Source organism: Pseudotabrizicola alkalilacus (assembly GCF_003443995.1).
Lineage (GTDB): Bacteria > Pseudomonadota > Alphaproteobacteria > Rhodobacterales > Rhodobacteraceae > Pseudotabrizicola > Pseudotabrizicola alkalilacus.
On the sequence record NZ_QWEY01000001.1, the window covers coordinates 767,874 to 785,541 of the forward strand.

A 17,668-nucleotide genomic window follows, 5' to 3' on the forward strand; every position below is an offset into this window, starting at 1 on the left:
TTCTTGAACCGCGCCGCGTTTGATCCTATCCTGTGGTCAAGCCGGGGCCGTATGCCCTGCCGTAACTGAAAGGGCATGGCCATGAACATGATCACCAATCACCTGCCGACCGCCGAGCTTCAGGCTCTGGATGCGGCGCACCACATGCATCCGTTTACCGATGCCAATGGCCTGGCGACCAAGGGCGCGCGGATCATCACGCGCGGCAAAGGCGTCTGGCTGACCGATTCCGAGGGCAACCAGATCATCGACGGCATGGCGGGGCTGTGGTGTGTGAACATCGGCTATGGCCGCAAGGAACTGGCCGAGGTGGCAGCGCGGCAGATGGAAGAGCTGGCCTATTACAACACGTTCTTCCAGACCACCCATGTCCCGGCCATCGCTCTGGCCGCCAAGATCGCCGAACTGGCACCGGGCGATCTGAACCATGTGTTCTTTGCCGGATCGGGGTCCGAGGCGAATGACACCAACATCCGCCTTGTGCGCCGCTATTGGGATGTGAAGGGTCAGCCGGAGCGTCGGATCATCATCGGCCGCAAGAATGGCTATCATGGCTCGACCATGGGCGGCGGGTCGTTGGGCGGTATGGCCCCGATCCACGCGCATGGCGGCATGATCGACGGGATCGTGCACATCGACCAGCCCTACTGGTGGGGCGATGGCGGCGATATGGATGAGGACGCGTTCGGGCTGGAACGTGCCCAGCAGCTGGAAGCCAAGATCCTGGAACTGGGGGCCGACAAGGTTGCCGCCTTTATCGGCGAGCCGGTGCAGGGTGCAGGCGGCGTGATCATTCCGCCCGCGACCTATTGGCCCGAGATCCAGCGGATCTGCGACAAATACGGCATCCTTCTGATCGCGGATGAGGTCATCACCGGCTTTGGCCGCACCGGCAACTGGTTCGGCAGCGAAACATTCGGCATCAAGCCGCATATCATGACCATCGCCAAGGGCCTGTCCTCGGGCTATCAGCCGATCGGCGGCTCCATCGTCTGTGACGAGGTGGCGGCGACCATTGCCGAGGGCGGCGAGTTCTTCCACGGCTACACCTATAGCGGCCATCCGGTCGCGGCGGCGGTGGCGCTGGAGAACCTGCGCATCCTGCAGGAAGAGCATGTGGTCGATCACGTGCGCGACGTGGCGCACCCGTACCTCAAGCAACGCTGGGATGCGCTGGCCGATCACCCGCTGGTGGGCGAGGCAAAGCTGGTCGGGCTGATGGGCTCGATCGCGCTGACGCCGGACAAGGCCAAACGCGCCAAATTCCCCGGCGAGCAGGGCACCGTGGGCTTCCGCTGCCGCGAGCGCTGCTTTGCCAACAACCTGATCATGCGCCATGTCGGTGACCGGATGATCATCGCGCCGCCGCTGGTGATCACGCCGGATGAGATCGACATTCTGATGGATCGCGCGAAAACCAGTCTGGATGAATGCTATGCCGGCCTGAAGGCCGACGGGCTGGTGACGGCCTGACCATCACGGGCGGCACGCTTGCGTTGCTGCTTTCAAAATACTCCCGCCGGAGGCGTCCCCGGCCTGCACAGCGCGCAACCTTGACCGGCTGCGCGCTGTTCTCTTTCGCGTGTGTCCATGCGCGGCGCTGCTTGAGGTTGGCGCACGACTTGCCTACACATAAGGCAAAGGACAAGAGGGCCGATCATGCGCATTCATTCCGATCTTGCCGATACCATCGGCAACACCCCGCTGCTCAAGCTGAAGCGCGCGTCCGAGATGACGGGCTGCACCATCCTCGGCAAATGCGAGTTTCTGAACCCGGGTCAGTCGGTCAAGGACCGGGCCGCGCTCTATATCATCCGCGATGCGGTGGCGCGCGGGGCGTTGAAGCCGGGCGGCACGATTGTCGAGGGCACGGCGGGCAACACCGGCATTGGTCTGGCGCTGGTCGGCGCGTCGATGGGGTTCAAGACGGTGATCGTCATTCCTGAAACCCAAAGTCAGGAAAAAAAGGACATGCTGCGGCTGGCGGGGGCCGAACTGGTGCAGGTGCCGGCGGCACCATACAAGAACCCCAACAACTATGTGCGCTATTCCGGGCGTCTGGCCGAGGCTCTGGCCCGGACCGAACCCAATGGTGCGATCTGGGCCAACCAGTTTGACAATGTGGCCAACCGTCTGGCCCATATCGAAACCACCGGGCCCGAGATCTGGGACCAGACCGACGGCAAGGTGGACGGGTTCATCTGTGCGGTCGGCTCGGGCGGCACGCTGGCGGGCGTCGGCATGGCCTTGCAGCCCAAGGGCGTCAAGATCGGGCTGGCCGACCCGGAGGGCGCGGCGCTGCATGCGTTCTACACGACCGGAAAGCTGGAAAGCCCCGGATCTTCGATCACCGAAGGCATCGGGCAGGGGCGGATCACCGCCAATCTGGAAGGGTTCACCCCCGATTTCAGCTATCGTATCCCGGACGCCGAGGCGTTGCCGCTGGTGTTCGAGATGCTGGAGGATGAGGGGATCTGTCTGGGCGGATCGTCTGGAATCAACATCGCAGGCGCGATCCGCATGGCGCGCGAGATGGGGCCGGGGCATACCATCGTGACCATCCTGTGCGATTACGGCAACCGCTATCAGTCCAAGCTCTACAACCCGGCCTTCCTGAAGGAAAAGGGCTTGCCGGTTCCGGCCTGGCTCGACTCGGCACCGAAAGCTTTGCCCAGCGTGTTCGAAGACGCATGACTCCTTGTTGCGTTCGGGCCTTTGTACGGGCGGTTTTCGTTGCGCTCTTGCTTGGGGTGTTGCCTGCTCTGGCCTTGGCCCAACAGGGGGGGCAGCCTCCGGGTGGTGCGAACGGGCAAACTGCCCCGGTCGCGTCTGAGCTGGACTATGCCGCCTGGGAGGCTGTGGCCGAGCAAGCCGAGACCGCTTTGGGCGATGCAAATTCCACCGCTGACGGGCTGGATGAGCTGCGTGCGCAACTGGTGGGCTGGCGTGAGGCGCTGTTGCTGGCGCAAAACACCAATTCCTCGCGCATCGCCACGCTGCGCCAGCAGATTGCGGCGCTTGGGCCTGCGCCTGCCGAGGGTCAGACCGAGGCCGAAGAGATTGCCGCGCGGCGTGCCGCGCTGACCGATCAGCTGGCGCGGTTGCAGGCTCCGGGTATTGCGGCGGAAGAAGCGTACCGGCGGGCAGACGGGTTGATTGCCGAGATCGACCGCACCCTGCGCGAGCGGCAGGCCGACGCGCTGTTGCAGCTTTATCCTTCACCGATCAATCCGGGCAACTGGCCCGGTGCTGTGCGGGCGCTCAGCGATGTTGTGGGGGGCATGTGGGCCGAGACGCGGCAGCGCTGGTCAACGCCCGCCGCGCATGAAACGCTGGTGAATAACGTCCCGGCCATTTTGCTTCTTCTGGCGTTCGCGCTTGGCCTGATCTGGCGCGGCAGGCCGCTGGTCGAGCGGCTGGTGGCAAAGATCAACAAGCGCTGGTCGGCGCGGGGCGTCCGTGTCGCGACGCTGGTGCTGTCGCTGGGGCAGATCGTGGTGCCGACAATCGGCGTGATTGCCCTGTCGCATGCGCTGAGTCTGTCGGGTATGTTCGGGATTGTCGGCACTGTGTTGCTGGACACGCTGCCGGTGGCGGGTCTGTTGCTGTTCAACTCGATCTGGCTTGGCGTGCAGCTGTTTCCGCGTGATCACGACTTTCTGCCCTTTCGGCTGAGCGTTGAAAGACGGGCCGAGGGCCGGTTCCTGACAGCGATGTACGGGGCCGTGCTTGCGGTTGACGCGCTGCGGCTGGCGGTCATGGACAATCAGGCACTGCCAGAGGCGGCGCGCGCTGTGCTGGCGTTTCCCACGATCATGCTTGCCGCCTTTCTGCTGGTGCGGGTCGGACGGCTGATGCAGCGGACCGTTGCCGTTGACAGTACCGCAGATGACGAAGTTGGGTTTCGCAATCGCATCGTGTCGCTGCTGGGACGGGGGGCCATTCTGATTGGCCTCCTGGCACCGGTTCTGGCGGCTATCGGCTATATACCTGCAGCAGGGGCCATGGTGTTTCCGGCGGCCACCTCGCTGGGCCTGATGGGCCTGCTGTATATCCTGCAGATTGTCGTGACCGACATCTATGCCGTGATCATCCGCAACGAGGACGGTGCGCGCAACGCACTGGTGCCGGTTCTGGTCGGGTTCGCGCTGGTGCTGGCAGCCCTGCCGGTGTTTGCGCTGATCTGGGGCGCACGGATTGCTGATATCACTGAACTCTGGACGCGGATGCGTGAAGGCTTTTCGGTGGGTGAAACCCGGATTTCGCCAGCCAACTTTCTGTTCTTTGCGGTGTTGTTCGGTGTGGGCATCACGATCACCCGGCTGTTTCAGGGCGCGTTGCGCGGCACGGTCCTGCCGCGCACCAGTCTGGATCAGGGGGCGCGCAATGCGCTGGTGTCGGGCGTGGGTTATGTCGGGATTTTTCTGGCTGGGTTGATCGCGATCAACTCTGCCGGGATCGACCTGTCCGGGCTGGCCATCGTGGCAGGGGCGCTGTCGGTCGGTATCGGTTTTGGCTTGCAGAACATCGTGTCTAACTTTGTCTCGGGCATCATACTGCTGATCGAGCGTCCGGTGAGTGAGGGCGACTGGATCGAGGTTGGCGGCATTCAGGGCAAGGTCAAGGCGATTTCGGTACGCTCGACCCGGATTGAAACCTTTGACCGGACCGATGTGATCGTGCCGAACACCGATCTGGTGGCCGGGCGGGTGACGAACTGGACCCGGTTCAATTTGACGGGACGGCTGATTGTGCCGGTGGGGGTCGCCTATGGGTCAGATACCCGCAAGGTTACGCGGATCTTGCAGGAAATCGCCGAAGCGCAGCCGCTGGCCATTCTGAACCCGCCGCCGATGGTGGTGTTCATGGCGTTTGGCGCGGACTCGATGGATTTCGAGATCCGGGTGATCCTGCGTGATGTGAATTTCTCGCTGTCCGTGCGCAGCGAGATCAACCACCAGATCGCCCAGCGGTTTGCTGAAGAGGGCATCGAGATTCCGTTTGCGCAATCGGATGTCACCGTGCGCAACGCCGCCGAAATTGCCGAGTTGTTGCGTATGCTGCCCGGTGCCGTGGCTGGGACGCCAATTCCCCCGGCTGTTGCCGATAAAGGGGCTGCGCGCGAGGCAAAGCCCGCAGGACCATTGCCGCGCGATCACTTTCCCGGCGCGGGCATCAGTGAGCCGGACACGGATTCTGGCAAGGGAGGGGATTAGACGGTGACCGAGCTTTTGTTCCGTGAAGACGCATACCTTCAGCAGATCAACTCTGTGGTGACCGGCCACACGCCCGAGGGCGGCATTCTGATCGACCGCTCGGTGTTTTACCCGACCGGCGGCGGGCAGCCCGGTGATAACGGCTGGGTTGAATGGTCCGGAGGCCGGTTGACCATAGCAACCGCCGTCAAGGTCGAGGGCGGGCAGGTGGCGCTGGTGCCAGCCGAGCCGCTGGCGATGCCGCCGGTCGGCACCACCTTGACCCAACGGCTGGACTGGGGGCGCAGGCACCGTCACATGCGGATGCACACCGCGCTGCACCTGCTGTCGGTCGTGATCCCGCTGCCGGTGACCGGGGGACAGATCGGGTCTGACCGGGGGCGTCTGGATTTTGACATGCCCGAACCTCCCGCTGATATGGACCTGCTGGACCGGGCGCTGAATGCCCTGATCGGTCGCGATCTGCCGGTCAGCGATGACTGGATCACGGATGAGGCGCTGATGGCCAATCCGGGGCTGGTCAAGACCATGTCGGTGATGCCGCCCATGGGGCAGGGCAGGGTGCGGCTGGTGCGGATCGGACAGGGTGCGGATCAGGTGGATCTGCAACCTTGTGGTGGAACCCATGTGGCCCGCACCGGCGAGGTCGGGCGGGTCGCGATTGCCAAGATCGAAAAGAAGGGGCGCCAGAACCGTCGCGTCACCCTGACGCTCAGCGGCTGACAGCCTGTGCCACAGCCGGTCTGTCTTACAGCCGGTCCGGCACCCGCTCCAGCGCGGTGCGGACATAGGGGAGCAGCGTGTCCAGCGCTTGTGTCCCGCAGCCTCGCGCCGCTTCCAGCCGGACACTGCATGTGTCCGCCAGCCGTTGCATCACAATCGCTGTCAGGCGGTTTGCTTCGGACAGGCGGCGGCGGGTGATGAAAGAGATACCGCTGAAATAATCGGGCAGCGCATCCAGACCGTATTCAAAGTAAGTCACATTCATTTGGTCATTGTAGGGCGTACGCGACATCAGCGCAAAACCGTCAAACTGCTGGATCAATTGACCGTCATAGCAGCTTGACCGGGCGTACCGCTTTGTGCCGGGGCGGATAGCAACATCGTGGATGTCATAGCCCTTCCACAGCTTTTCCCCGGCCTTGCTGTAGATCAGCGCCATGCCGCAATAGGCCAGCTCGGGTTGCCGGAATGATCTGCGCCAGTAGCGATAGATGCCATCGGGCAACAGGTAGTGATCAAAAGGACGTTGCGTGTCGATCACCAGACGCCCGGCCGGGGCCGTTTCGGCTGGCTTGGGTGCCGGAGAATCGGAAAGCCGGTGGAGCAGGATATTCGCATCCACGCCAAAGTGACTGCAAATCCGGAACAGCACATCTGGCCGGGGAAAGGCCGTTCCGGTCAGGTAGCGGTTGAACTGGGTTCGGTTCACCCCGATCTTGCGGCACAATTCGCTGACCGAGGGTGTATCGCTGCACAACTGGCGCAGGTTGTCGCCCAGGATCATCCGCAGATCTGCGGGATTCGGTGAGGAAGATCTTGTCATCGTCTTGTTCGTGCCCGCACCTATTCCTGCGCGTTTTCAACTGCGCTCTCTATCATTTGGTGCTGATAAGCGTCAAGGTCTGGTGGCGCTGACGCTGATTGGCGTCAGGTCTGACACAGAACACCGATTGTTTGCCTCTGGCGTTGCGCCCTAAATTTTGTCATGGGGCGCGCGCTGGGGGCGTCGCCCGGCAGAAGGAGGCGGCCCGATGACAATGCACGGAGTGGTGATCTGGTATTCACGTCAGGAGTTTCGCGCCATCATCTGGTGCGAAGACTCAAAAGAACTGGGTATTGCCAGCGGGCCAACGGCATGGCGCAATCCGATGGTCAGTGTGGCAATCGGTGATGTGGTCGCCTTTCGCGCGGAAATGCGCGGGAGTGACCGCCGGTGCCGGGATATTCAGGTTGTCGAGGGCCAGGCCGCCCCGACACTCCCCGCCGCGATGCGGGCCAAAGCACAAACTCCCGCTGTTTCCCGAATTCCCCTCTTGCATCTTTGTTCAAGTCGCGATTAAGAGGCCGCCACGGACAGTTGGCCGAGTGGTCGAAGGCGCACGCCTGGAAAGTGTGTAGGCGGGGAACCGTCTCGAGGGTTCGAATCCCTCACTGTCCGCCATTTACCTCTACTAAGTTGTTGTAAATAAACGATAATATCAGGGATCGCCTTTAGCCGTACACACATTGTACACAGTGTGCTTTTCGAGTGCCTTATTCATGCGACGTGGTTCGCAACCCTAGCGGCGCGTTCTGCAACTTCTGGACGGCGACCTTCATAAGAGGCCTTAACCGCTCAAGATTCTCCTGCAAGGCATTGATTTGATCGTCGACCTCTCTATCACTCATACACTGGGAACATATCGGTTCTCTGGTGATGATGATGCCAACGCCGCCACTGCCATTTTCGATGTCAAAGGGAGCCGAATATGCCTTGGGCATGGGAATCTCCTGATCTGGTGAGATGCCGAATATAGCGTTTAGGTGCGAGTGAGTCAGCCAAAGAAACCAAGCCGGGCGTGGCGCTTCGCGCTCTGGCGAGGAAAGGCCCATATGCGCCAGAGGCGCTGGCAGGCCCCTCAGAGGCCCTTTGGGTTATCGGGCTAGGTCTGTGTGGCGGACAAGGCGAGTAAAGCCCTCTGGCGGCGCTCCTATGGCCTCCTTGGCGGGGCGGGGCAGTGCCCCGATGGTCCGGCGGGATCACGGCTGCGCCGTATGCGGGTTAACGCGGCTGCGGCGCTGTAGGCAAAGAGACAGGATAGTGGGAATGCAGAAAGGCTGTTCAACGGTTCTGTTTTGGCACGTGCCGCGAAGGCGGCACAGTTTTCAAATAGTTTTCCTTCTTGTTCTCCTTCTTATTCTCCTTGCTTCTTCTCTGTTGTTATCAGGCCCTATCAAACTCGATGGCACCCCCGTCGAGTTTGATACCACCCGCATCGAGTTTGATACCACCCCCGTCGAGTTTGATACCACCCTCATCGAGTTTGATACCACCCTCCATCGAGTTTGATACCACCCCCCCCTTCCGCATAAAGGCATGGTACATCGGTCACTCGTTCGCATCCGCCAAGTCAGAAGCCCTTTCCAGCAGCGAGTTGAACCCGTCCGCGAACGTCTTCATCCTGCCGGGGGTATTCTCCTGCCCAAAGGCACGCACCAGCGCGCGCAGATCATCGTGGAAGGTGTTCACCAAGAGGACATGGGCGTTTGCCCAATGGTCGAGCAGGCTTTCATATTCCGCCGCCTTCGCCCCCTCGCACTGTGCCTTGATGCACTTTTTATCCCATGGCAAAGTGACTTGCCTGCACAGCCGAAACAGGTCCGCCGATGGTCGGTAATGAGGCACGTTGTTCAGAGCGTAGTCATAGACTTGATGGATCAATCCACGCCGCTCAAGTTCTCTTATAGCGCGCTGCACAGATTGCTCAGACACACACGTGAGGCGTGACACTTCCGCATGTGTTGCCCAAACCCAGCGATGCCCTCTAAAGTCTGCGGACATTCCTGATGCACGTTTGCGGTGCTGTGCTACGCGAAAGCGAAACATCAGGTAGCGTAGGACTTCCCGGCCCGCGTAGTCAGTTTGTCTTTTGCCAGCGCTGTGCAGAAGCCATGAAATGATCTGGTCCCTGAATTGATCATCAGCCCAGCAAAAGGCAAAAGGGCTACCATAGGTATTCTGATCATCATCTTTGGGCCAGTCCGATTCAGTTGCTTTTAAAATGCCAGCATAGAAGGCGGTAAGCGGGTTGATCTTTCTGTTTGTTGGCGCTACGTTTGTCATATTGTTTTCCACGTATGATTGCCCCGCCCGGTTTTGCCCACCGGGCGGGTTCCTTTTTATCGCGCCCGGTGCGTCATTGATTGCGGCGCATTCTTTTGCGGACTGGCGGGGGAGCAAATTCGGCAGGGCTCTCCGCTTCAACCTTTGCGCCAAGTGCCTCTAAAGCCTCCACGTTCAAAAGGTAGTAGGCAGGAAACTTCCCCTTGCGCTCACGGACTCTTTTGATCAGTCCGAGACGGACCATATTTCGAATTGCCGTGCCGATAGGTGGCAATGTGAGGCCGGTCACATTTGCGACGGATGAAGCGGTCGCTGTAAAGGGTTTGCCGCAGCTGCCATATGCCATGCCAATAAGACAGATCATCACGGCCTTTTCGGAAGGGGTCAGATAGCGACAAGCACCATGTAGCGCCGAAAATGCGCGTGGTGGCGGCTCCGCAAAAATATCAATGTACATCGTGCTAAACTCCATGTTTCGACAGGAGTTGAAGCTACGTGGTAAACGGCGTTTGGTAAACGCGGGTCACAATAGGTGTTGGAATATACTACAAACGCTTGGAACGCCTGCGAACTCGCACAGGTATATCACCAAGCGCACCGGGTTCGTTCAACAGCCCGGCCTCTTGCAAGCTGGCGTTTAATATCAGCGCGGGCGGTATATCGTAGCCCTTGGCCACCTTGAACAGGTGTGAAACAGTCGGGTTTCTAATGCGGTTCTTTTCTGTCGGCTCTTCCAAAGAAAGCAGCACGACGCGGCTTGGTCCACCGCGACGATTGACGTCTGACTTTGTATAGCCAGTGATTTTCCGCGAATTTTTCAACAAGCGCGATAGCGGCCAGTCCTGTAGGCGTGTTTCCTGCCGGTCATCCAGAAGTTTTGAGACCTCTTCACCGATGCCATAGGCTTGCGCCAGCCCAGTAAGAATCTGGCGCATTGCGCACTGGTGCTTTATGCCCAGAGGAATATACCTGTCTTTCTTGGCCATCAGGGTGCCGCATTGCGGATAATCGGCAGATGATCAGCCATGCCGGTTTCCCAGCGTCTGACGATGATCTTATGCGAAACCCCCAGCGCGTCCGCGCCGGTGCCCTCCACCACCGAAAGCCATTGCCCATCATCGGCCAAGATCAAGTCAGGCAGCGCCTTGAAAGGGACAAGCAGTGTCACCACGCCTTCCCTATAGTCGGGACCGTCCACCTCTCGGAAATGTAACGTCCCCTTGACTGTATCCACCCAGTCAAAGGTGCCAGCTAGGGGGCGGTTGTGCGGCCCGCCGGTTGCCAGCCTGAACAGTTGGAACGAACGGAAAAGCGGACTATGCCGTGATGCGCGACGAAATGCCTCATTGACATGGTTATTCATAGGCTCCCCCGTCAGCTTTCCCCCAACCTACAAGCTGCATCGCTTGGTCAAGAGGCACGCCTGCACCTACCAGCGTGCCGACAGCCCGCGCCCGGCCAGCCACGTCTGCCGAAAGCATGGAACGGGTGCTAAGGGACATGACGCCGATCTTGGACAACTCAGGAAGCAGTGTGCGGGCGAGGGGTTCAACCGTCTGCAAACAGAACAGCCGGTAAGCTTCGCGCATCGCGCCCGCGTTCCCGCTGGGGGTCAGCAGCGCAGGCGGGATGCCCGCCGCCGCAAGCAAGCGGTTGTGCAACTGGTCCACAGTCGGGTTCAGGTCCGCTTGTTCAAGGTCTGGCGTAAGTTCCACCCGGCGAAACTCTGACGCACGGTTAGAGCCGGTGGAGGTGGCGAAGTCTGCTTTGCTCCTTATGGTGGCCAGCATGCCCCCGCCCTTGAGGCCCCGGATAGCCGCGTTTTGCTGTTCTTCCGGCACAGCGTCCGGGAACGGCAGAACCCCCCTCCCAACCCAGTCCACAGCGCCCGCCACGGCCCGCTCAATATCCGCCATGAGGCGGGGACTGCCGCCCATCATCTGAAAGGGGGGCCGCCCCTGCCACGGCGCATTTGCCGGGCTGTTGATGGTCAGCATGAGCACCTCACCCGCCAAGGCTCGGATGGTCTCCGTCTGGTGCGGGTGCGCGATGTGGAGGTGGAAGCGCCCGCCCGCAAACTGATCCCAGTAGGCCACCCGGTGCAGCGACAGGTCAGACCCTTCTACCCGGATGTGGAAGCAACTTTGGCCACGCAGGCAGAGGTCCAGACCGATTGCCGCAAGGTGCGCGGCAGTGAGCGGGTTCGGGTCCGGATTTGCATCGAGCATTGCAAAGGCACGAGACCAAGTGCCCGCAATCGTCGCCACCGTAGCCGACAAAGGCACAGCACCGTCAGACAGGACACCAGCCCGCCGCCCGGCCAAGTGCTCTGCCGTGACAGAGGGGAAGGCGGCGCGCTGTTCCCGTTCGGTTTCGCGCCGGGGAAATGGCCAGAGTTTCACCAGCGCACCTCACCGGCCAGAAGGATGCCCGCGCCAGATGCCCGGAACAGACCGTCAAGGGCTTCACGGGTCAGGGAACTATCCCCCGCATTGATCTGGCGGAACTCGCGCCGTGCGGGGCTATGCACCAACTGGTAGAGCGCCAAGGCTCTCACGGCTTCCAGCACGTTCCCAGCGGGCGCTGTAGGGGTCACGGTGCCCTCTTGGGTGAACTTATAGCGCCCTTCAGCAAGTCCCGTCACACCACCGTCTTCAGGCAGGTAGAAGACATTGGTTGCGGCGAACCATGCAAGGCCGGTCCAGAACTCCATAGTGAGCGCTTCAGGGAAAGGCGCGCGCGGCCAGCAGGCTTCCCCGCCGCCTTCCGGCACGTTGGCAATCGCCACAGCCCCCGTCACCGGAAAGTAGTTCCGCCCGGTGAAGGTCTCGGCCAACGGCCAGCAAGCGGCAATCATCGCCGTAGCCCGTTCATTGGTCACACCGGCTTCCAGCGCGATTTCCACCGGCGAAAGCGTTGTGGGCACCGCGCCGCGCGTTTGGTTAAAGGTCGTGATCATGGTAAAAGCAACCTCTCTTGGCGCAGCGGCTGCGCATGTTGCAGGGCGCGCAGTTCAGCTTGCGACTCCGCGTAGGCCGGGCGTGTGACAAGCGACAGTTCGTACAAGACCAAGGCCATGATTGACCGGATCATCACCGATGGATTGCCCGGTTCAGGGTCCAGACGTTCGGCACCCGGCACCGCCTGTTTGCTGGGAACCCGGAAGCCCGGACTGATGCCTGTGACCAAGCCCGCCCCCAGCATTTTGAGGGCGTCCCGAACGTGAGTGACGTCTTCCAAGGCCGGGTCGATATTGGCAGTGAAGGTCAGGGCGTCGTCACTGTCAGCCAAGATCAGCGAACCGTTCCGGCGCGATGCCAGAGGCTTGTCAAAGTCGTGACCAAACAGCAGGTTCACCTCAAGGTCTTCATCGTCCAGGGTGAAGTCAAACGCCCCCTGCATGATGCGTTCCTTGCGCACCGAACCCCGGTCAGAAAGCACAGCCAGCCCGCCATAGGGGAACCGCCCGGCAATCACCGGGCGGCGTCCTTCCCGGCGCAGTTCCAAGCCCGCTACGGGCCATGTTACGCGCGTTTCCATGTATCAGGCCCGATCCTGCACAGCCGTCAGCTTGAAGAAGTGCGTGGCTGTGCGCTGGAACAGCAGGTCAAGGAAAGCAAAGGTCGTGATCGCCACCTTGCCGGACTTACTTTCCGAATAGGGGTCGATTATAATTTCCACGCCGCCCCAAGTCGGCATCAGGGCATGACCGTCGCCCGCCGAAAAGAACACGGTGGAAGTGCCCTTGCCGGTGCCATCCCGCACGCCGCGCGCCGATACCTGCGAACTCCACAGGGGGGCCAAGCCGAACGCTTTCAGCCGGTCCAGTTCTGACACCGCCGTGCCTGCAATCAGGCTATCAGCCAGCGTCTGCGCCACGATAGGCGCACCAGCAATGCGGATGCCTGATGCGTCTGACAGCTTCGCGGTCTCTTGCAGTTCCACCGCCCGTTGCAGGAAGGCAGAGAATGATGCCTTGCCCGTCAATGCCGCCGTGCGGCCCCCGGTCAGCACCGCGCCAAGCCCCGCAGGTTCTTCGCCGGTGCCAGTGCCACGGAACACGGCCAAGTCGATACCCTGCCGCATGATTTCAGACAGGTCGCGCCGCAGGATGGATTCCAGCGCCGGGTTCTGGCGGGTCGCCTGTCGGGTCATCACATAGCGCGCCGTGGCGGTGTGGATCGTTGGCGAGGTGGCAACGGTCGTGATCGCGGCGCTGTCTGCACCGTCACCTTCTGCCACCCATGACAGACCCCCGCCGCCGGTGATTTCAGGGAATGAAGGCGTGCCCTGCACCTGCAAAGCCCGCACGCCGAACCGCTGCGCGGCGCTGGTCTCAAAGAACCGCTCAAGGGCGTTCATCACCGGGCGCGATGCCAGTTCGCCAGAGGTGCCGGGGGCAGTATCGGTGACACTGTCGGCGCGGGTTTCCAGCCCGAACGCTTCCCAAGGGATGACAACGCCACCACGTTGCGGGGTCTGGCCGCGCGTTTCCAGTTCGGCCACCACTTCCGCTTCGCGGCCCGACAGAGGTTTGCCTTCGGTCATGGCACCCACCAGCCCGGACAGCGAGAACGAACGGCATTCGCGGGCAAAGTCCGACCCGGCCTGATCCGGGGCCTTGATCTTGTCGCGTTCGGCCCCCTCCACCAGCAACGCGGCGCGAAGTTCCACCTCTGCGCCTTCGTAGGCATCGGCCAGCGAACGCAATTCGGTGCGGCCTTCGTCTGACAGGGTTTCGGTCTTCTGAATTGCCGCCATACGTTCGCGGCGCTAGCTTTGGGCAAGGGTAACTTCTTGAGATTTTAGCATTTTTCATTCCTCTTGGGGGCTACAGTGAGAATTCCAGTCGCTGCCAAGAAGGCGTCGCGTCCGGGGACGGTCGTGCGGGTGTGACTTTTCGGGGGCTTTTTCTCGCGTCCGGCGGCGCGTTCGCGGTTCGATTTCGCGCTGTGGCATGAGATGCACAGATATTGCAGGTTCGTGGGGTCAAAGACGCCGATGCCCAGCATGTCGATTTCCGAACGAGGAATGATGTGATCGCATTGCCCGGTCAGGCCCAGAAACTCGAAACACGTCTCACAGCGGAAAGACGCGCGGTGCGCGATGAAAGGCCGGATCGCGCGCCACTGGGGGCTGTTGATAGGGCGGGGGTCGGTTCTCATAGGATATCTACCTCGTACGTGGGCTTCACTTCATCCCGCGCGCGCAGCAGGGCGCTACAGGCCAACACAAGCGATTGCGCCACGTCGATACGGGCGTGCGGGTGGCTCTTGGAAAGCTGGCAGGCCCCGGTGCTGGACACCTTCACGTCCGCCTCTGCCATGCTGCCTTCCAGCAAGAGGCTGCGCTTCATCTGGATCGCCCCGGCGATGAACAGGCGGCGCGTAGACCGAATGTCTGCATCACCATCTTTGGGGCCTGTTCCCCTGTAGATCACTGGCCACGCCAGCCGCGCCCGCGCCATGGCGGTTTCAAACTCAGCTTGCCTGTAGCGGTCACAGGACACAGACCGCACAGGGTGCGGGCCGATCATCGCAATCAGCGCGGGCAGGAACTCTGCAAGGTCGGACACAGAGCCGCTTGTTTCGATCAACTCGCCCGCAAGGGCACAGCGGTGCCACAGATCACCCACCAGATCGCGCTTGCCGCGTTCCAAAAGGTTCAGGTCAGCGCCGGGAAAGGCACCCAGCACCTTCACCACCCCCGACTGTTCAAAGCTGATGGTCGCGGCGGTCATGCTGGCGGACCCGCCAAGGTCGATACCGATGTGAACAGGTTCGCCGGGGATGGTCTGCGGATCGTCCCGGTAGGACTTGCGCAGAGTGTCATAGTCCAAGAGCAGTTCGCGGCCCGGCTGCAAGGCTTGGTTGTTCTGCCAAGCACCGAACTCTGTCAGCGAACCTGACTGTTGCGCTTTCTCATAGGCATCTTCCATGAAGCGCAGTGGCTTGATGGTGCCTAGGCCGGGGTTCGATTTGTGCCAAGTCGCCGGGTCTGACAGGTCATCACCCTTGTCAGCGGCATAGAGCGTCACGTGCGTGCGCTTGTCGGGCCGGTCGATCATCTCATTGTAGGTCGGGCTGTCGCCACGGGTGCCGGTCAGGATCAACTGCCCATTGCGCGCTGACAGCGCGTCAAAGAACCCCGTCACAAGGTCGGACTGGTTTTGCGACAGCAGGCCCATTTCGTCAATCACGGCAAGGTCAAGGTCAGCGCCATGGCCCTGCGCCCGCGTCCCGGTGGACAGGGTGAGCGTGGCATCCCCGATGAACAGAATCCCCGGCTTGGGGTCATGCCGCCGCCGCAGTTCCTTTTCGCGTCCCGCCGTTTCAAGAATGGCTTTCATCGCAGTGGCGATGTAGGTGGCGTGCTTTTCCGATGGTGCCGCGACTGCCCCCATGAACCCCGGCAGGTAGATCGGGCTATCCTCGCACATACGCCCCAAGAGAAGGGCACCCAAGAGGGTGGACTTCCCCAGTTTACGGGGGGTGCTGTAAATGCAAGTCCGCCAGAGGGGTCCATCCGCCTCTTGCGCCAGATACTGCCGCAGGAAGGCCAGTTGGAACGGATGCAGGGCAAACGGTTCACCGGCCCCCATGCCAGAGGGGATTTTGAAGGTGCTGCGCAGCCAATAAGCAAAGCGCGCCTCCAAAGGGGGGCGGGTCCGATGCCGCACCGGGTGCGCTATGTCGTGTCCGCCGCCGTCCATGCCACCACCTGTAGGGGGCGAGCGAGAGACTCCTTTGCCCACACCAGCCCCGATCTATCCTCTCCCATAGCTGCCCGGCAGGGTTCCCTTAGGGGCTATGGGGATGGTGAGGAAACTACGCTGGGGAGAGGGCTTCACACAGTGGGTGGCGGGTTATGCGTCGATGTAGAACAGACAGAGGATCATGCAGCTATCCCCGCGCGACCTCTGCGCAGTGTCGGTGTTGATGGCTCTTCCCGCGCGGCCTCTGCCGCTGTCAGCACAGCCTCTATATCCTCGGGCTTCCACCGCGTCATGCCACAGACATTCAGCGGCGCAGGCAACGCGCCGGACTTCACCTTGCGCCAGATGGTCGTGCGGCTGCAATTCAGCGCAGTGCCCACCTCTTTAATCGTGATCAGTTTCCGTTCCATGCCCTGCCCATCCTGTTTCAGGTGGATTCTTATAGCCGCAAAGCGTGGCGTTGTCAAAACTGTGAAGGTGTCAACCTATTGGTATACAACGATATTCAGGACAGCGAACCGGGTTGCGCTGGATTAGCTATCCTTCACAGAGGCTTGGCCGCATGCGTAGTTGGCATAGGTCTGCATGACCCCTCTCCGCCGTTCCAGATAGTCCCCGCGCGCGTACGCCTGCGCCACGTCAGACCCTACCTTGTGGGCCAGAACCGTTTCCGCCACTTCGTAATCCGTCCCCGCATCCTGCATCCACATGCGCAGCGTCGTGCGGAACCCATGCAGGGTCAGGTCAGGTTGCTTGAGGGTTTCTTTGACCAGCTTCCTAAGTGCCGCCTCACTGACCGGCCCCGTGCCCGTGGTGAACAGGAATGTGTCGGACAGGCCCTTCGCCTTCTTTGCCACGGCCAAGGCTTGCGCAGACAAGGGCACCCTGTGCGGCACCTTCATCTTCATGCGGTCAGCAGGGATGGTCCATACCCCGGCCTCTTGGTCTACCTCTGACCACAGCGCGCCGCGTCCTTCGCTGGACCGCACGCCCGTCAGGATCAGCCATTGCAGCGCCAGCGCCGATACCGTGTCGCGCCCGGCCAAGTCCTTCATAAAGGCAGGCAGGGCTTGGTAGGGCAGCGCCTCATGGTGCCCCACCTTCTTGATCGCCCCCGGCTTGGCCAGAAGGAACTCTAGGTTGCCTTTCCAGCGGGCGGGGTTCTCGCCCTTGCGATGGTGCTTGACCGTTGCCCATGCAAGCACCTGTTCAATCCGTCCCCGCACCCGCGATGCAGTTTCGGTCTTGATCGCCCAAATGGGTTTCAGCACCCGCGCCACGTCATCCGCCGTGATCGTATCGACTGGCTTGGTGCCAAGCCCCGCGCCGCCTTTCGGCGTACAGGCGTAATCCTTGAGAGTGTTCTGCCACTGTTGCACGTGCTTGGGGTTGGAGAACTCTTTCAGCTTCTCTTTCAGGTACAGGTCTACCGCTTCCGCGAATGTAGGCACGCCCTTGGGGTCAGCTATCACCTTGCGCGTCCGGGGGTCTATCCCGTTGCGGGCGTTCACGCGCAGGGCTTCATTGGCCTCCCGCGCCTCGCGCAAGGATATTTCATGGGCCGAACCAATGCCGACTTCAACGCGGCTACCGTTGAACATCATCTTGGCTATCCAGTACTTCTGCACCAGACCACCGCGCACCCGGTGCGGCGCACCGACACGTAGATAAAGCCCATGTCCGTCCGTCATGATCTTGAAAGCCTTGTCGCCATCCACCTTGGCATTCGTTACCTCTGGTACAGTCAAAAGGCCCATGGCTCACTTCCTCGTCCACTATCCATACACAAATACACATGGATCAGACCGGAACTTGATGCAAGCATGTGAAACAGGATGATCTGACAACATATTGGTATACATTGAAAGATTTCCGTTTTTCTGCTACACAGTGAAACATGCTGGAACAGGT

At 61.2% G+C, this 17,668-nt stretch carries 19 protein-coding genes and 1 tRNA gene; 6 read left to right on the forward strand and 14 right to left on the reverse strand.

Translation table 11 applies throughout. From position 1 onward, the window contains the following. The first annotated feature begins 81 nt into the window (after positions 1–81). The 4 genes from D1012_RS03720 (at position 82) to D1012_RS03735 (ending at position 5,939) form a co-directional block, all read left to right on the forward strand. Complete coding sequence (locus D1012_RS03720; RefSeq protein WP_118150064.1) at positions 82–1,473, forward strand: aspartate aminotransferase family protein; 1,392 nt, start codon at positions 82–84, stop codon at positions 1,471–1,473. A gap of 186 nt (positions 1,474–1,659) precedes the next feature. Beyond that, entirely contained in the window at positions 1,660–2,694 is a 1,035-nt protein-coding gene (locus tag D1012_RS03725; RefSeq protein WP_118149944.1) for a cysteine synthase A, read from the forward strand. A 74-nt stretch (positions 2,695–2,768) separates the two neighbouring features. Next, on the forward strand, positions 2,769–5,216 hold the full coding sequence (locus D1012_RS03730; RefSeq protein WP_233516997.1) for a DUF3772 domain-containing protein: 2,448 nt from the start codon (positions 2,769–2,771) through the stop codon (positions 5,214–5,216). Positions 5,217–5,219: 3 nt separating this feature from the next. Further along, positions 5,220–5,939: an alanyl-tRNA editing protein gene (locus D1012_RS03735; RefSeq protein WP_118149946.1), complete on the forward strand. Its 720-nt coding sequence runs from the start codon at positions 5,220–5,222 to the stop codon at positions 5,937–5,939. Between the two features lie 25 nt (positions 5,940–5,964). On the opposite strand, the gene D1012_RS03740 is transcribed toward D1012_RS03735, so the two are convergent. Continuing rightward, a complete protein-coding gene (locus D1012_RS03740; protein ID WP_147335619.1) occupies positions 5,965–6,762 on the reverse strand; it encodes a helix-turn-helix domain-containing protein in 798 nt (265 codons plus the stop codon). A 208-nt stretch (positions 6,763–6,970) separates the two neighbouring features. On the opposite strand from D1012_RS03740, the gene D1012_RS22335 reads away from it, so the two are divergent. Both D1012_RS22335 and D1012_RS03745 read left to right on the forward strand, forming a co-directional pair. Further along, positions 6,971–7,279 carry a hypothetical protein gene (locus tag D1012_RS22335; RefSeq protein WP_147335620.1) on the forward strand — a complete coding sequence of 103 codons (309 nt, stop codon included), beginning with the start codon at positions 6,971–6,973 and terminating at the stop codon, positions 7,277–7,279. An 11-nt stretch (positions 7,280–7,290) separates the two neighbouring features. Continuing rightward, positions 7,291–7,380, forward strand: a tRNA-Ser gene (locus D1012_RS03745). A 92-nt stretch (positions 7,381–7,472) separates the two neighbouring features. Here D1012_RS03745 and D1012_RS03750 read toward each other — a convergent pair. The 13 genes from D1012_RS03750 to D1012_RS03805 form a co-directional block, all read right to left on the reverse strand. Continuing rightward, positions 7,473–7,700 (reverse strand): hypothetical protein, encoded by a 228-nt coding sequence (locus D1012_RS03750; RefSeq protein ID WP_118149948.1) that lies wholly within the window; start codon positions 7,698–7,700, stop codon positions 7,473–7,475. A gap of 607 nt (positions 7,701–8,307) precedes the next feature. Beyond that, complete coding sequence (locus tag D1012_RS22580) at positions 8,308–9,042, reverse strand: helix-turn-helix domain-containing protein (RefSeq protein ID WP_158569179.1); 735 nt, start codon at positions 9,040–9,042, stop codon at positions 8,308–8,310. 73 nt (positions 9,043–9,115) lie between these two features. Continuing rightward, positions 9,116–9,499 (reverse strand): hypothetical protein, encoded by a 384-nt coding sequence (locus D1012_RS22340; protein WP_147335621.1) that lies wholly within the window; start codon positions 9,497–9,499, stop codon positions 9,116–9,118. Positions 9,500–9,587: 88 nt separating this feature from the next. Next, positions 9,588–10,028: a hypothetical protein gene (locus D1012_RS03760; protein ID WP_118149950.1), complete on the reverse strand. Its 441-nt coding sequence runs from the start codon at positions 10,026–10,028 to the stop codon at positions 9,588–9,590. Beyond that, complete coding sequence (locus tag D1012_RS22345; protein WP_147335622.1) at positions 10,028–10,405, reverse strand: hypothetical protein; 378 nt, start codon at positions 10,403–10,405, stop codon at positions 10,028–10,030. Before D1012_RS22345 ends, D1012_RS03760 begins: the two co-directional genes overlap by 1 nt. Further along, positions 10,398–11,444: a phage portal family protein gene (locus tag D1012_RS03770; protein WP_147335623.1), complete on the reverse strand. Its 1,047-nt coding sequence runs from the start codon at positions 11,442–11,444 to the stop codon at positions 10,398–10,400. Before D1012_RS03770 ends, D1012_RS22345 begins: the two co-directional genes overlap by 8 nt. After that, positions 11,441–12,001: a hypothetical protein gene (locus tag D1012_RS03775; RefSeq protein WP_118149953.1), complete on the reverse strand. Its 561-nt coding sequence runs from the start codon at positions 11,999–12,001 to the stop codon at positions 11,441–11,443. Before D1012_RS03775 ends, D1012_RS03770 begins: the two co-directional genes overlap by 4 nt. Further along, positions 11,998–12,582: an HK97 family phage prohead protease gene (locus tag D1012_RS03780; RefSeq protein WP_118149954.1), complete on the reverse strand. Its 585-nt coding sequence runs from the start codon at positions 12,580–12,582 to the stop codon at positions 11,998–12,000. Before D1012_RS03780 ends, D1012_RS03775 begins: the two co-directional genes overlap by 4 nt. A 3-nt stretch (positions 12,583–12,585) precedes the next feature. Further along, positions 12,586–13,803: a phage major capsid protein gene (locus D1012_RS03785; RefSeq protein WP_118149955.1), complete on the reverse strand. Its 1,218-nt coding sequence runs from the start codon at positions 13,801–13,803 to the stop codon at positions 12,586–12,588. Positions 13,804–13,847: 44 nt separating this feature from the next. Next, positions 13,848–14,207 (reverse strand): HNH endonuclease, encoded by a 360-nt coding sequence (locus tag D1012_RS23200; RefSeq protein ID WP_118149956.1) that lies wholly within the window; start codon positions 14,205–14,207, stop codon positions 13,848–13,850. Then, positions 14,204–15,754: a terminase TerL endonuclease subunit gene (locus D1012_RS03795; protein WP_118149957.1), complete on the reverse strand. Its 1,551-nt coding sequence runs from the start codon at positions 15,752–15,754 to the stop codon at positions 14,204–14,206. The genes D1012_RS23200 and D1012_RS03795 overlap by 4 nt, the downstream gene beginning before the upstream one ends. Before the next feature lie 182 nt (positions 15,755–15,936). Continuing rightward, positions 15,937–16,167 carry a helix-turn-helix transcriptional regulator gene (locus D1012_RS03800; protein ID WP_118149958.1) on the reverse strand — a complete coding sequence of 77 codons (231 nt, stop codon included), beginning with the start codon at positions 16,165–16,167 and terminating at the stop codon, positions 15,937–15,939. A 123-nt stretch (positions 16,168–16,290) separates the two neighbouring features. Next, a complete protein-coding gene (locus D1012_RS03805; RefSeq protein ID WP_118149959.1) occupies positions 16,291–17,514 on the reverse strand; it encodes a tyrosine-type recombinase/integrase in 1,224 nt (407 codons plus the stop codon). Positions 17,515–17,668 lie beyond the last annotated feature (154 nt).